We start from the raw sequence: 14489 nt of genomic DNA on the forward strand, positions 1-14489 counted from the left end.
CGCAGGGCCCCCGGTTCGGCGGGGGCCCTGCAGGGGGCGGGACAGGTCGACTAGAGGCGGTTCCGACCGGTTCCGCTCGCATCCGAGGAGTCGTCGATCTCGACTTCTTCGCGGCGCACTTCCTCATTGACGGGTACCTCTTCGGTGACGGTGTCCTTGTCGAGCCGCACCTTTTCCACGGGCACGGTTTCCTTCTCCACCACGGGTCGCTCCGCGTGCAGGGTGACCTCGTGCTCGCTCTCGGTGAGCTCTGGCCCCGAGAGGGCGTCGCCGACGTTGGACTCGGTGATCGGTTCGCGCTCCAGCCGCACTTCCTCGTGGCTCACCGGAACCGTGCGGGTGACGTTCTCGGTGACGATGTACTTGCGCAGGCGAACCCGTCCGGTCTCGGTGCTTTCGGTGCCCACGTGCAGGCGTTCCTCCGACCGCGTCATCGAATCGTCGGTGTCGGTCACCGGGGCCTGGCGGGTGTCGCCGACCGGCGCATCCGTTTGCCCGTAGCTGCCTCCCGCGGTGAGGCCGTAATAACGGTAGAGCTCGTTTTCCTGGCTGCGGCTGATGCGGCCGTCCTCATCGTCGATGCGGGGGGCGTCTTTCACGGTGGCCTTGTCGCTGCTGACCCGGATGTCGTTGCCCTGGACTGTCGCGTCGGCGAGTGGAACGAACGACTCCGACATGCCGAAGAGGCCGGTCTTGACCGTCACCCAGGCCGGCTGGCCGGACTCTTCGTCGAGGAATATCTGTCCGACGCTACCGATCTTGTCGCCTGACGGGTCGATGACGGCAGCGTTCCCGCTCAAGAGGGTGTCGAGGTTTTCGGTGGTGATCATTGGTGCTCCAAACGTGCGGGCGGATCGCACAGATTCGCCCAATCGGTGTAGTGCCGTCGCTGCACGGGTGCCCGGCGGCGGTTTGACTGTCAACGGATAACCAAGTCCGGTCTGTCTGTTGCGGCAAGGGGGTTGCGCTCAGGGAGACGGAATGAGAAAAGCACCGCTTTTTCCCTCCTCCCCCCGCCGAGAACGCAGTTGTTGGGTCTTAGAGCGCGTCATAAACCCAACGACTGCGTTCTCGGCGGAGGGGGGTGCGCGACTGGAGATGGCGGAAGAAAAGGGATGGCGCGTGGATCGGGCGCGGCGCTACCATGAGGGGCATGTCGGCTCAGCCGGACGCCTATGCAGAGGCGCTGGAGCGGGCGAGAACCCACGCCATGGCGTGGCTCGCGTCCATTCCGTCACGTCCGGTCGGACCCCGGAAGCGGGCGGAGGAATTGCTGGCGGGTTTCGGTGCGCCGCTGCCGGACGGTCCGACCGACCCTGCCGACGTCGTCGACGAGTTGGCCGCGCTCGCCGACCCCGGCCTGATGGCGATGCCGTCCGGGCGCTTCTTCGGCTGGGTGATCGGGGGGACCCTGCCCGCTGCCCTGGCCGCAGACTGGCTGGTCAGCGCCTGGGACCAGAATGCCGGCATGAGGTACGCCACCCCGGCGATGGCCGCCGCCGAGGAGGCGGCGGGTGCGTGGCTGCTGGACCTCCTCGGCCTGCCGGCCGGGTCGGACGTCGGCTTCACGACCGGGGCCACGATGGCCAATTTCGTCGGCCTCGCGGCGGGGCGGCAGCAGGTGCTGGGAAGGATCGGCTGGGACCTGGCAGCGGTCGGACTGAGCGGGGCGCCGCGCATCCGTGTCTTCGTGGGAGCAGAGCGTCACGACGTGATCGACCTCACGCTGCGGTATCTGGGTTTGGGCGGGCCGATCGTCGTGGACGTCGACGACCAGGGACGACTGCGGCCCGACGCGCTGGCAGCGGCCATGGATGAGCCCGGCATCTCGGGTTCGCCGGCCATCGTGTGCCTCCAGCTCGGCAACCTGCATTCCGGGGCCTTCGACCCGATGGCCGAGTCGATCCGGGTTGCGCACGATCGCGGCGCGTGGGTGCACGTGGACGGCGCCTTCGGGCTCTGGGCCGCCGCGAGCCCGGAGTACCGGGAGGCACTGGCCGGCGTGGAACTCGCCGATTCCTGGGCGACGGACGCCCACAAGACCCTCAACGTCCCCTACGACTGCGGCATGGCGATCGTTGCCGATCCGGACGCCGTGCGACCCGCGTTCGGCGTGCATACCAGCTACCTGTTCCAGGACGACCCCGGGCCCGGTGACGCGTTCGAGAAGGTGCCTGAGCTGTCGCGGCGGGCCCGCGGGGTGACCGTGTGGGCCGCGCTTCGCTCGCTCGGGCGTTCGGGAACGGTGCAACTGGTCGAGCGGCTCGCCGCCAACGCCCGAGCGCTCGCCGACGGCATCGCCCTCATCGCCGGTGCCGAGGTGCTGAACGAAGTCGTGTTCACCCAGGTGAGCGTGAGTTTCGGTGACGACGAGACGACCCGCCGCGTCACCGCGGCACTCATCGCCGACGGCGCGGCGTGGATGTCCGGATCGCGGTGGCACGATCGGGAGATCCTGCGCATCTTGGTGAGCAACTGGTCGACGGATGCCGACGACGTGAGCCAGTCGCTGGCGGCCATCGAGCGCGCGGTCACGACCGCGACTTGACACATTCCCGCGCAGGCATATCTTGCGGAGCGGGTGTAACCGCGACGGCATGTACCGTGCGGGGAGTTCGCCGGCGCTCAGCGTCGCTCGCCGGGGACACGCCGGCGCCCGGCGGTCGAGTGGTCAGCCGAGCAGCAGCCGGGCCAACTGGTCGGACGAGTGCACGACCGCGGTCGCCGCGGTCGCCTCGGCCGGAGAGCCGTAGCCCCACTCGACCAGGATCGCCGGCACGCCATTGGCTGCCGCGCCCTCGGCGTCGTAGCCGCGGTCGCCGACCATGACCGGCGAGCTCACGTCGGCACCGGCGGCCCGCAGGCGCACCAGCGCCTCGGCGACGATGTCGGCCTTGGCGCTGCGGGTCTCGTCCTCCGAGGCACCGACCATCACTGTGAAGTACTGGGCCAGTTCGAAGTGCTCGAGGATCTTGATCGCGTTGGTCTCCGGCTTGCTCGTGGCCAGTGCCAGCGGGATGCCGGCCTGGTGGATCCGCTCCAGCAGACCGGCCACTCCCGGGTACACCGCGGTGTCGAGGGAGGCGGGGCCCTGGTAGTCGGTGCGGTACACCTTCAGCGCTTCGTCCGCCTCAGCGGGGGTCATGCCGGCGTACTCGCGGAACGCGGCCAGAAGCGGCGGCCCGACATAGGCGAGGAGCTCCGCCGCAGGCGGAACGGGACGGCCCAGGGTGGCGAAGGTACGGGCGAGGGAACTGGTGATGGCCGGGGCGGAATCAGTGATGGTTCCGTCGAGGTCGAAGAGGATGGCGCTCCAGGTGCGCGTCAAGGTGGGATTCACTCGCAATATCCTAGGCGGCGAATGTGTGAACCCGTTCAGGTTGACCCGTTCGGGGGGGGCCAGGGCCCGCGCCGGCGGCCCGCCGGAGCGCCTAGAACAGCCGCGAATGGGTGTCGTCGAGGCCGCGCATCGCGTCGTAATCGAGCACGAGGCAGCGGATGCCACGGTCCTCGGCGAGCGTACGAGCCTGTGGCTTGATCTCCTGTGCGGCGAAGACCCCGGAGACCGGCGCCAGGTGCGGGTCGCGGTTCATCAATTCCAGGTAGCGGGTGAGCTGCTCCACCCCGTCGATGTCACCGCGGCGCTTCAGCTCGACCGCGACGGAGGCGCCGCCGGAATCGCGGGCCAGGATGTCAACCGGACCGATCGCCGTCATGTACTCGCGGCGTACCAGCGTGTGGCCGTCGCCGAGCAGGTGGATGTTCTCGGCCAGCAGTTTCTGCAGGTGCGCTTCCACCCCGTCCTTGATCAGGCCGGGATCGATCCCTAGATCGTGGGCGGAGTCGTGCAGCACGTCGTACACGCTCACGATGAGCTGGTCGGCGGTCTTGCCGTGGGTGACCTTCCAGACGGTCGTGATGCCGGCATCCGCCTGGTCGTCGTCCGGCTCATGCACCGACAGGACGCAGGGCGGGCTCATCCAGTTGAGCGGCTTGTATGAGCCACCGTCGGAGTGCACCAGGACGCTGCCGTCTGACTTGATCATCAGGAGGCGCGTGGCCAGGGGGAGGTGGGCGCTGAGTCGCCCGGCATAGTCGACTGAGCATTTGGCAATTACGAGGCGCACCGGTCGAGTTTAACCGGTCAGGGCGACCGGGGTTCGCGCTCGGCGGGAATGCGCCGACCCGTGCGTGCGCGGCTGCGCTCCCGGGCGGCGGGCGCGGCGAGGCCGGCGAGCACCATCAGGCCCAGGATCACGTAGAGGGCGTTCAGGATGCCGATGTGCTGGCCGAGCACGCCGAGCACCGGCGGGCCGACCAGGAACGCGAAGTAGCCGATGATGGCGACGACGCTCACCCGCGCCGCGGCGCGCTTCGGGTCGTCGGCAGCGGCGGACATGCCCACCGGGAAGCCGAGCGATGCGCCCAACCCCCAGAGCACGATGCCGATCGTCAGCAGCCAGATGGTCGGAGCCAGGATGAACAGCAGCAGGCCGACGACACCGAGCACCGAGCAGGCGCGGAGCACCAGGACACGGCCGAACCGGTCGATGATCGGGCCGCCGACCACGCGGCCGACCGTCATCGCGGCGACGAAGACACCGAATACCACGGCGCCCTCGGTGTTGCTCAGGCCGTGTCCGTCGACAGCGGCCAGTGCGAGCCAGTCGTTGGCCGAACCTTCCGCGAAGGTCATGCCGAGCACGATCAGCCCGATCAGCAGCACGTTCAGGTCAGCCCAGACGGCGAGGTTCTCGCGCAGCCTGCTGCGCCAGGTCGAGCCCGTGCGCGCTTCGGTGGCCGTTTCGGTCGGGATTCCGCTCACGTCGATGGACCCGGAGTCGTCGCCGAGCTCCGGTCGGTGCGGGATGAACCGGACGGCGATGATCACACTGGCCAGCGAGAGCACCGCGATCGCGGCGAGGTGCCAGGCCACTGGCACCTGCAGGGCGGAAGCGCCGGCGCCGAGGAGCGCGCCGACCACGGTCCCCAGGCTGAAGCAGGCATGCATCAGTGGCATCAGGGTCTTGCCGATCTCCCGTTCCGCGGTGGCGCCCTCGACGTTCATCATCACGTCGACGGAACCCATCCCGAATCCGAGCAGGGCCAGCCCGGCGAAGACAGCGGCAGTCGAGCCGAGGACGTTCGTGCCGATGCCCACACCGGTCAGGCCCACCGCCGAGATGGAGAGGCTCACGACCATGGCGTGGCGGGCGCCAAAGCGGGCAAGCATACCCGTTGCGGCGATCAGTCCGAGCACCGATCCGGCGGAGAGGCCGAAGATCACGATGCCAACCTCGTCGAGCCGGAGGTCCAGCCCGTCACGCACCGCCGGCACCCGGGCCACCCAGCTGGCGGTTTCGAGGCCGCTGACGAAGAAGACGGCGAAGACCGCGTTCCGCCAGGCGATCAGTGGGCGGGCGGTGGCTTGCGTCACGAGCGGTCCTGACAGGGGTGAGAGAGCGGTGTGAGCGACCCGGGGCATCCGTTTCGCTGCTGCAACGCTAGTCGAATGACGCACCAATCACGGGCCGCAACGGCTAGCGGATGCCCGTGACCATCCACCTGGTGGAGCGGGCCCGGAGGCCGAGGGTCACGGCCCTGGCACCGAGGAACCCGAACGTGAAGGCGGCCATCAGCAGGGCGAGCCCCGGTGCGCCGGGCGGCGCCCAGACCAGCACGGCGACGGCCAATGGCGCGAAGGCGAGGAAGTTCAGCAGCCCGGTGAGCGCGAGGTAGCGGGCGTCGCCGGCGCCGATCAGTACCCCGTCGAGCACGAAGACCACGCCGCCGAGCGGCACCGAGAGCCCGAGCACGACCAGGGTGGGCGGGAGGATCGACGTCACCGCCTCCGAACCGGTGAAGAGGGCGCCCAGCACGCCGCTGACCGCGATGACGACGATGCCGAGCACACCGCCGCCCAGGACTCCCCATTCCAGGCAGCGCGCCAGCACCGCGCGCACCTGGGCGACGTTGCTCGCGCCCAGGCCCCGGCCGACCAGGGCCTGGGCCGCGATGGCGAGGGCGTCGAGAGCGAAGGCCAGGGTGGAGAACAGTGTCATCGCGATCTGGAAGGCGGCAAGCTCCGGGGAACCGAGCCGGGTGGCCACGAACACCGCGAGCAGGATTGCCGCACGAAGGCTCACCGTGCGCACGAACAACCAGCCACCGGATGCCGCACCGAGCAGTATTCCCGCCCGGTGCGGACGGAGGCCCGCGCCTTCCCGCCGCGCCTGGCGCACGACCACGACCAGGTACACGGCAACCATTCCCCACTGGGCCACGACGGTGCCGAGGGCCGAGCCGGCGATGCCGAGTCCGAACCCGTAGATGAACCACAGGTTCAGCACGATGTTCGCGGCGAAGCCGAACCCAGCGACGACAAGCGGGGTGCGGGTGTCTTGCAGGCCGCGGAGGAGACCGGTGGCGGCGAAGACGAGCAGCATAGCCGGCAGGCCGGCCATCGAGATGCCGAGGTAGGTCGCGGCGGCCTCGGCCACATCAGCTTCGGCTCCGAAGGCGCCGACCAGTGCCGGCGTCGCGAGGGCCCCGGCCGCTGCCAGGGCGATCCCGAGCGCCAACGCGAGCCACAGTCCGTCGACGCCCACCGACACCGCCGCGCGGCGGTCGCCGACCCCCAGCCACCGGGCCACCGCCGGGGTCGTGCTGTAGGCGAGGAACACCATCAGCCCGATCATCGTCTGCAGGACCGCACTGGCCAGCCCGAGGCCGGCCAGGGGCGTTTCGCCCAGGTGGCCGACCAGCGCCGAGTCGGCCAGGAGGAAGAGCGGTTCGGCAATCAGTGCCCCCAAAGCGGGGACTGCGAGCCGCAGGATCTCGCGGTCGATGGGTTTTCGACTGAATGTTCTGATGGTCTCGACTCTACTTTCCAACCAGACTGTCCCCCATGCGCCTGCGGACCCTGAGCCTGAGCGTCGTGGCCTGCATCGCGACCTGCGCCCTTGCGGCGCTCGCCGGGTGCGCGCCCGAAGCCTCGTCCCATTCGTCGGACACCTCGGTGACCACCCCGCGAGCCGACCAGCGCGGCCGGTTCCAGGCTGTGATCGACGAGGCGCTCGAGAAGTCCCGGGTGCCGGGGGCGGCCGTCATCGTCGACGCCGGCGGTGAGCCCTGGGTGTCGCTGACCGGCGTCAGCGACACCACGACCGGCGCTCCGATCGCCTCGCGGGACCGATTCTCGTACCGCGGCATCACCACGTCGATGGTGGTCACGGTCATTCTGCAGCTCGCCGGCGCCGACCTCCTCAAACTGGACGACCCGGTGGCGAAATGGGTTCCCGCTGTGCCCGGCGGCGACCGCATCACGCTGCGCGAGCTGGCCGGCATGCGCTCCGGGCTGCCGAACTATTCAGCGACCCCGGCCTACCGGGCCGCGGTCAAGGCCGACCCCGCCCATACCTTCACCGATGGCGAACTGCTCGGCTTCGCCTTCGCGGAGGAGTCGCACTTCATCCCTGGGGCACGGTACGAGTACTCGAGCACCAACACCGTGGTGCTCGGCCAGGTCATCCAGGTGATCACCGGCACGGACTGGGCCGCGGCTGTGGCGGAGCGCATCACCGGGCCGCTGCACCTGACATCGGTGTCGTACCCAGGGGCTGGCCGCATTCCGTCACCCTCGGCATCCGGTTATCGGATCGTCGACGGCGTTCCCACCGCGGTGCAGAACCCGGTGGCGAGCCGGTACGGAGCGGCCGGCGGCCTGGCCGGGTCACTGACCGACCTCGACCGCTGGGGGCAGGCGCTCGGCTCCGGTGAGCTGCTCACGCCGGAACTGCAGAAAGCGCGAACGGATGCCGCGTCGGCGACCGCGGACGACCCCGGCTCCCCGGACTACGACAGTTACGGTCTGGGTATCGGCGAGATCGACGGCTGGTGGGGGCACACCGGCTATGGCCTCGGCTACTCGACGCTGGTGATGAACGACAGGGCGCGGCAGCGAACGATCGCGATCCTGCTGAACGGGTCGCCGAAGGACCGCGATCTGCCGGCGGCGATGTTCCGGAAGCTCGCCGCGATCCTGGACGACACCGCCCGCTGACACCCGCGGGACTGCCCGTTATTGCCGCACGCGCTGAGGATTCTTCCACGCGCGGATGGCCTGCCCTCAGCGTGTGCACAAAACCGCAGCGCGAGGGAGAAAAAGGGAGGGCGGCCTGCCGAATTAGAAAGTTTCACAAAACCGTGAAATTCGGCGTAATGTGTCGCGCATGAGTACAGATCCAACGGCTGACCGCCGTGTGGGCGAGCATCTGGGGGCCCACGCCGCGCCCGCCACGCCGACCGCATCATCCCCGGCGATCGTCATCGAGACCCGGTCATTGCAGAAGCGTTTCGGCGCCGTCCAGGCCCTCGACGGCCTGGACCTTTCGGTGCGCTCGGGTGAAGTGCACGGGTTCCTGGGGCCGAACGGCTCCGGCAAGTCCACCACAATCCGCATCCTCCTCGGACTGGCCCGCTCCAGCGGCGGCAGCGCCACCGTGTTCGGGCGTGACCCGTGGAACGACGCCGTCGCCCTGCACGGGCGCATCGCCTACGTGCCGGGGGACGTCAGCCTCTGGCCGAACCTCTCCGGCGGCGAGGCCATCGACCTGATCGCGCGCCTCCGCGGCGCCGACCCCACGAGCACCGACTACCGCACTCGCCGCGCCGAGTTGGCCGAGGCATTCCAATTCGAGCCGGCCAATAAGGCCCGCACCTATTCCAAGGGCAACCGGCAGAAAGTCGCCCTGATCGCGGCGTTCGCCACGCCCGCCGAGTTGTACATCCTCGACGAACCCACCAGCGGCCTGGACCCGGTGATGGAGGCCGTGTTCAGCCACGAGATCACCCGGCTCGCGGCATCCGGTGCCACCGTGTTGCTCTCCAGCCACATCCTGTCGGAGGTGGAGCGGCTCTGCGACCGGGTCACGATCATCCGCTCGGGTAAGACCGTCGAGACCGGCACGCTGTCCGAGCTCCGGCACCTCACCCGCACCGCCTTCTCCGTGACGGAGGGCGGGACCACCGGACTGCGCGCCGCCCTGGCCGCGATTCCCGAGGCCCACGACGTGGCGGCCGACGCCGGCCGGCTCACCTTCACCGTCGACAGCGACGACATCAATGCCGTGCTTCCGCAACTGGGCGCGCTCGGCGTCGCGGGCCTGACCGTGGCGCCGCCCTCACTGGAGGAACTCTTCCTGCGGCACTATGGCGACGAGATCGCAGACAGCGAGCGACGCGTGGAGGAGGCGACGGCACGGTGAGCGCCCTCCCCGTCCTGCTGCGGATCCGGATGCGCCGGGACCGTTGGCAGCTTGTCTCCTGGGTGGTCGCGTTCGGGCTGCTGCTGTTGTTCACGGCCGCAGCCATGCATTCCACCTACGGCACGGTGTCGAGCCGGGAGGCGGTGATGCGGTTCGCCGCCACCAACCCGGCGATCCTCGTCGTGCGCGGCACCCCGCACGGAACCAGCATCGGCGCACTCTTCACCTTCGAGATCATGGCCTTCATGGGGCTGTTGATCGGCCTGATGAGCACCTTCCTGGTGGTGCGGCACACCCGCGCCGACGAGGAGAACGGCCGCGCCGAAATGGTCGCCGCCACCAGTGCCGGTCGCACGCTGCCCACGATCGCCACCGCCATCTGGGGCGTGATCGTGAACGTCGTGATCACCGTCGTCTCCGTCCTCGCCTGCCTCATCGGTGGGCTCCCGGCCGGCGGCTCCCTGGTGTTCGCGCTCGCCCTCGGCACCACCGGCATCGCCTTCCTCGGTGTCGGCTTCGTGTGCGCGCAGGCGTTCTCCACGTCGCGGGCGGCCAACGGCTGGGCCGCGATGTTCGTCGCACTGGCCTATTTCGTCCGCGGAATCGGGGACGCCACCGCCACGTCCAGCAGCGAATTCACTATGACCAGCGGATGGCCCAGCTGGCTCTCCCCGATCGGCTGGGCCCAGCGCACCAGCCCGTTCGAGGAGAACCTCTGGTGGCCGATGATTCTCGGTCCGGTCCTCGGAGCGGTGCTGTTCGGGGTGACACTGGCGCTGCAGTCGGTACGCGACAACGGCGAGGGTCTCGTCGCCGCCCGGGCGGGGCGCCGGAGTGCGTCCATTGCGCTCCGCGGACCGCTCGGACTGGCCTGGCGCTTGCAGCGGGCATCCGTTCTGGGCTGGGGAGTGGGAGCCCTGGCTACCGCCCTGCTGGCCGGTTCCCTGGGGCCCAGTGCGCTCGGCGCGGTGGCGAAGGACCCGCAGGTCGGCAACGCGGTGCGCTCGATCGTGCCCGGCGGCACCGGCAACCTGACATCGGTGTTCATCGTCGCGATGATGGGCATCGTGGGCCTCATCGTCGCCGGCTGCGCCATGCAATGCGTCATGCGGTTGCGGCAGGAGGAGGCCCTCGGAACGGCCGAGGCGGTCCTGGCGACCCGGGTGGGGCGTCTCCGCTGGTTCTCCGGCTACCTGGTCGTGGGCGGGCTCGCCTCAGTCGTTATCCTGCTCGCCTCCGGGCTCCTCACCGGCGCCATGCTCGCGCAGTCCGACCCGGCCTTGTTCGGCCAGAGTGTCGGCGCCGCGCTGGTGCAGCTGCCGGCCGTGCTCGCTTACCTGGGCGTGCTCGGCCTGGTGTTCGCGCTGGCACCGCGGGCCACCATCGGGGTGGGCTGGGCGTTCCTGGCCCTCGGTGCCGTGTTCGGTGAGTTCGGCGGCCTGATGAAACTGCCGGACTGGCTGCGGAACCTGTCGCCCTCCACCCACACCCCCACCGTTCCACTACCGAACGCGGAGTGGTCCGGGGCCTGGTGGATGATCGCGATCTCCATCCTGGCCGTGGTGCTCGCCGCAGCGATGGTGCGCCGCCGAGACGTCGCCACCGGCTGACTCGATGGCCGCGGTTCGCGGATGGGAGACTGAGGCAATGGCAGACCAGCGGCTGGAACTGGGTGACTTCGCAGAGCGGATGGCGTCGCTCCTGATCGCCGCGGGGCTGCAACGCATGCCCGCCCGCGTGTTGATGGCGCTGATGACGTCGGAGGACGGCGGCCTCACCTCCCAGGAATTGCAGGACCGGCTGGGCGTGAGCGCCGCCGCGATCTCCGGCGCGGCCCAGTACCTGCGCGGGCTCTCGATGGTGCGGCGGGTCGCACAGTCCGGCAGCCGGCGCGACCGCTATGAACTGCCGGACGACGTCTGGTACACCGCCTCGGTGCAGGCCGACACCTTCTACCTGCCGATGGCCCAGCTGGCTGAGGCGGCCGCGGAGTCCATCGACGACACCGACTCCCCGTCGGCGGCACGCATCCGTGAGATGGCTGACTTCTTCCGCTTCATGCAGCGGCGGCTGCCCGAACTCCTCGACGAGTGGGAGGGCCAGCGGAACGCCTGACCGCGATGATCCCCGCAACACCGAATAGGGTTGGGGCATGACTGACCTCGCTCTGGCATCTGGAATCGACACCGATGAACTGGACCCGGCGGTGCGCCCGCAGGACGACCTGTTCCGGCATGTGAACGGCCAGTGGATCGCCCGAACCGAGATCCCCGCCGACAAGGCGCGGTGGGGCTCGTTCTACCTGCTCGCCGAGGAGGCGGAGAGGGCCGTGCGCGAGATCATCATCGACGCGCAATCGGCCGAGCCAGGAACCGAGCAGCGCAAGATCGGCGACCTCTACGCGAGCTTCATGGACGAAGCCCGGGCCGAGGAGCTGGAGGCGACGCCGATCGAGGCCGACCTCGCATCCGTCGACCAGATCACATCGGTCCCGGCGCTCCTGGGCGCCCTCGGCCGGCTGGAGCGCGCGGGCGTCTCCGGCACATTCCAGCTCTATGTCGACAACGACCCGGGCAACCCCGAGCGTTACCTCGTCTTCGTCGAACAGGGTGGGCTGGGCCTCCCCGACGAGTCGTATTACCGCGACGACACGTTCCCCTCGGTACGTGAGGCGTACGCAGCGTTCATTGAGCGGATGTTCCGGCTCGCCGGCTACGCGGACGCCGCGCAACGGGCAAAGCGCGTGTTCACCCTCGAAACCGACCTGGCGTCACACCACTGGGACAACGTCGCCACCCGCGACAGCCAGAAGACCTACAACCTGAAGACCTGGGGCCAGGTCTCGGCGCTCGCCGCCGGTGCCGACCTCGACCTCTGGCTGTCCGGCCTCGGCGCCCCGGTCGGCGCGTTCGAGGAGGTCGTGGTGCGGGAGCCGAGCTTCCTCACCGGCCTGGCCGCGATGCTGACCGCACCACGCCTGGACGCCTGGCGGGACTGGCTGCGCTGGCAGATCATCCGCTCGAGTGCCGCCTACCTCTCCAGCGACTTCGTCGAGGCCAACTTCGATTTCTACGGCCGCACCCTCACCGGCACCCCGCAACTGCGCGATCGCTGGAAGCGCGCCGTCTCGCTGGTCGAGGGTTCACTCGGCGAGGCTGTCGGCAAGGTCTATGTAGAGCGGCACTTCAAGCCGAGCGCCAAGGAGAGCATGGATGTGCTCGTCGGCCACCTGGTGGAGGCGTATCGGGAGTCGATCAGGGCGCTCGACTGGATGACTGCGGAGACGAGGGCGCGGGCCCTCGAGAAACTCGACAAGTTCACTCCCAAGATCGGCTACCCGGTGAAGTGGCGTGACTACGGGACCCTGTCGATCGACCCGGGCAACCTGGTCGGCAACGTGCGGGCGACCAGCGAATTCGAGTTCCAGCGGGAGCTGGGCAAGATCGGCAAGCCGCTCGACCGGGACGAGTGGTTCATGACGCCGCAGACCATCAACGCCTATTACAACCCCGGCTTCAACGAGATCGTGTTCCCGGCCGCGATCCTGCAGGCGCCGTTCTTCGACGAGAACCGCGACGCCGCGGCCAATTACGGCGCGATCGGTGCCGTGATCGGGCACGAGATCGGGCACGGGTTCGACGACCAGGGCTCGAAGTACGACGGCGACGGCCGCCTCACCGACTGGTGGACCGAGGCCGACCGGGCCGCGTTCGAAGAACGCACGAAGTCGCTGATCGAGCAATACGACGCCCTTGCGCCCAAACAGGTCCCCGATCACCACGTCAACGGTGCGCTCACGATCGGCGAGAACATCGGCGACCTCGGCGGCCTGTCGATCGCGTGGAAGGCGTACCTGCTCTCCCTCGATGGCGCGGAGCCGCCGGTGATCGATGGGTTCACCGGCGCTCGGCGGTTCTTCCTCTCCTGGGCGCAGGCCTGGCAGATGAAGCTTCGCGACGAAGAGGCGATCCGCCTGCTGGCGATCGACCCGCACTCGCCGAACGAGTTCCGGTGCAACCAGATCGTGAGCAACATCGACGCCTTCTATGACTCGTTCACGGTGACACCGTCGGATGCGTTGTGGCTGGAGCCGGGCAAGCGCGTCACCATCTGGTAGCCGGGTGACGGCATCCGTTCGTTCGTACCAGGCCAGCGGTCGCCGTGAGTTAGGGTGAGCGGTACGCCACCCGACCCGATCGAAGGACCTCCAGCAGCGGTCATGCCAACACAGGAATCATCACGACGCGCCCGGCATTCCTCCGCCCAACGTGGCAGGCACACCGGCGCCGAGTCGAGCGAGAACTTCGGTCGCGGATTCCGGGCCCTCGGCGACCTTGCGATGGACGGGGTGCAGGTTTCCGCGCGGGCGACGGACCTGGCCAGCGGGCGGGTGCTGTTCTCCGTCGACGACCACGTCGTGATGCCAACGGCGAGCATCGGCAAGGTGCTGCTCCTGGTCGAGGTGGCGGCCAAGCTGCGCGCGGCGGACCTCGGCGCTCTGACCATCCTGGACCGCACCGTCTCGGATTCGGTGGGCGAATCCGGCATCTGGCAGCACCTGCAGGCGCCCTCGCTCCCGGTCGCGGACCTCGCCGCCCTGGTCGGTGGGACCAGCGACAACCTGGCCACCAATGTCCTGATCCGTGCGGTGGGCCTCGACTCCGTCCGCGCCCGCACCGAACAGCTCGGACTCACCCGCACCGCGCTCCTCGACCTGGTGCGCGACCACCGCGGTCCAGACGACGCCCCGCAGCTGTCCGTCGGCAGTGCCAAGGAGCTGACCTGGCTGTTCACCGCGCTGGCCCGCGGGGAGGTCGTCGATGCCGAGACCAGCGAGCGTGTCCTCGCCTGGCTTTCGCTCAACGCCGACCTGTCCATGGTTGCCGGCGCGTTCGGCCTCGATCCGCTGGCCCACCGCCAAAGCGACCACGGACTGCTCCTGGTGAACAAGACCGGCACGGATGCCGGCGTGCGGAGCGAAGTCGGCGTGTTGCGCGGGCCGCGGGCCGGCGTCGTCTACGCGGTCTCGATGCACTTCGCCGACACCCTGCTCTCGTCGCGCCTCGCCGTGCTCGACGGCATGCGCGCGGTGGGCCTCGACCTGCTCGAATACGTGCACTGACCTCCACTCCTCTTCGCCGAAAACGCAGTTGTTGGGCTTATGAGGCGCTCTTAGACCCAACAAGTGCGTTCTCGGCGCGGGAAGGCGGGGGAAGGCGGGGG

At 69.2% G+C, this 14489-nt stretch carries 12 protein-coding genes; 7 read left to right on the forward strand and 5 right to left on the reverse strand.

All coding sequences use genetic code 11. The features are described 5' to 3' along the window. Positions 1-50: 50 nt before the first annotated feature. On the reverse strand, positions 51-830 hold the full coding sequence (locus tag AB4Y94_RS06935; RefSeq protein ID WP_441726577.1) for a DUF2382 domain-containing protein: 780 nt from the start codon (positions 828-830) through the stop codon (positions 51-53). 323 nt (positions 831-1153) lie between these two features. On the opposite strand from AB4Y94_RS06935, the gene AB4Y94_RS06940 reads away from it, so the two are divergent. Continuing rightward, entirely contained in the window at positions 1154-2548 is a 1395-nt protein-coding gene (locus tag AB4Y94_RS06940; protein ID WP_441726580.1) for a pyridoxal phosphate-dependent decarboxylase family protein, read from the forward strand. A gap of 123 nt (positions 2549-2671) precedes the next feature. On the opposite strand, the gene AB4Y94_RS06945 is transcribed toward AB4Y94_RS06940, so the two are convergent. The 4 genes from AB4Y94_RS06945 to AB4Y94_RS06960 form a co-directional block, all read right to left on the reverse strand. Further along, positions 2672-3340: an HAD hydrolase-like protein gene (locus AB4Y94_RS06945; protein ID WP_441726582.1), complete on the reverse strand. Its 669-nt coding sequence runs from the start codon at positions 3338-3340 to the stop codon at positions 2672-2674. A 91-nt stretch (positions 3341-3431) separates the two neighbouring features. Next, positions 3432-4127 carry an endonuclease NucS gene (gene nucS / locus AB4Y94_RS06950; protein WP_441726585.1) on the reverse strand — a complete coding sequence of 232 codons (696 nt, stop codon included), beginning with the start codon at positions 4125-4127 and terminating at the stop codon, positions 3432-3434. Between the two features lie 17 nt (positions 4128-4144). Continuing rightward, complete coding sequence (locus AB4Y94_RS06955) at positions 4145-5437, reverse strand: MFS transporter (protein ID WP_441726588.1); 1293 nt, start codon at positions 5435-5437, stop codon at positions 4145-4147. A gap of 103 nt (positions 5438-5540) precedes the next feature. Further along, entirely contained in the window at positions 5541-6893 is a 1353-nt protein-coding gene (locus AB4Y94_RS06960; protein ID WP_441726591.1) for an MATE family efflux transporter, read from the reverse strand. A 14-nt stretch (positions 6894-6907) separates the two neighbouring features. Here AB4Y94_RS06960 and AB4Y94_RS06965 point away from each other — a divergent pair, with 14 nt between their 5' ends. The 6 genes from AB4Y94_RS06965 to AB4Y94_RS06990 all read left to right on the forward strand — a co-directional run bounded on the left by AB4Y94_RS06965 (position 6908) and on the right by AB4Y94_RS06990 (position 14388). Further along, positions 6908-8062 (forward strand): serine hydrolase domain-containing protein, encoded by a 1155-nt coding sequence (locus AB4Y94_RS06965; RefSeq protein ID WP_441726593.1) that lies wholly within the window; start codon positions 6908-6910, stop codon positions 8060-8062. A 169-nt stretch (positions 8063-8231) separates the two neighbouring features. Next, a complete protein-coding gene (locus AB4Y94_RS06970; protein WP_441726595.1) occupies positions 8232-9266 on the forward strand; it encodes an ATP-binding cassette domain-containing protein in 1035 nt (344 codons plus the stop codon). Then, positions 9263-10876 (forward strand): ABC transporter permease, encoded by a 1614-nt coding sequence (locus AB4Y94_RS06975; RefSeq protein WP_441726598.1) that lies wholly within the window; start codon positions 9263-9265, stop codon positions 10874-10876. Before AB4Y94_RS06970 ends, AB4Y94_RS06975 begins: the two co-directional genes overlap by 4 nt. Positions 10877-10913: 37 nt before the next feature. Beyond that, positions 10914-11381 carry a GbsR/MarR family transcriptional regulator gene (locus AB4Y94_RS06980; protein WP_441726601.1) on the forward strand — a complete coding sequence of 156 codons (468 nt, stop codon included), beginning with the start codon at positions 10914-10916 and terminating at the stop codon, positions 11379-11381. A 37-nt stretch (positions 11382-11418) separates the two neighbouring features. Further along, on the forward strand, positions 11419-13383 hold the full coding sequence (locus AB4Y94_RS06985) for a M13 family metallopeptidase (protein WP_441726604.1): 1965 nt from the start codon (positions 11419-11421) through the stop codon (positions 13381-13383). 102 nt (positions 13384-13485) lie between these two features. Next, complete coding sequence (locus AB4Y94_RS06990; protein WP_441726607.1) at positions 13486-14388, forward strand: serine hydrolase; 903 nt, start codon at positions 13486-13488, stop codon at positions 14386-14388. Positions 14389-14489: the final 101 nt, after the last annotated feature.

Origin of the sequence: Glaciibacter sp. 2TAF33, from assembly GCF_052114945.1 — a bacterium.
Lineage (GTDB): Bacteria > Actinomycetota > Actinomycetes > Actinomycetales > Microbacteriaceae > Cryobacterium.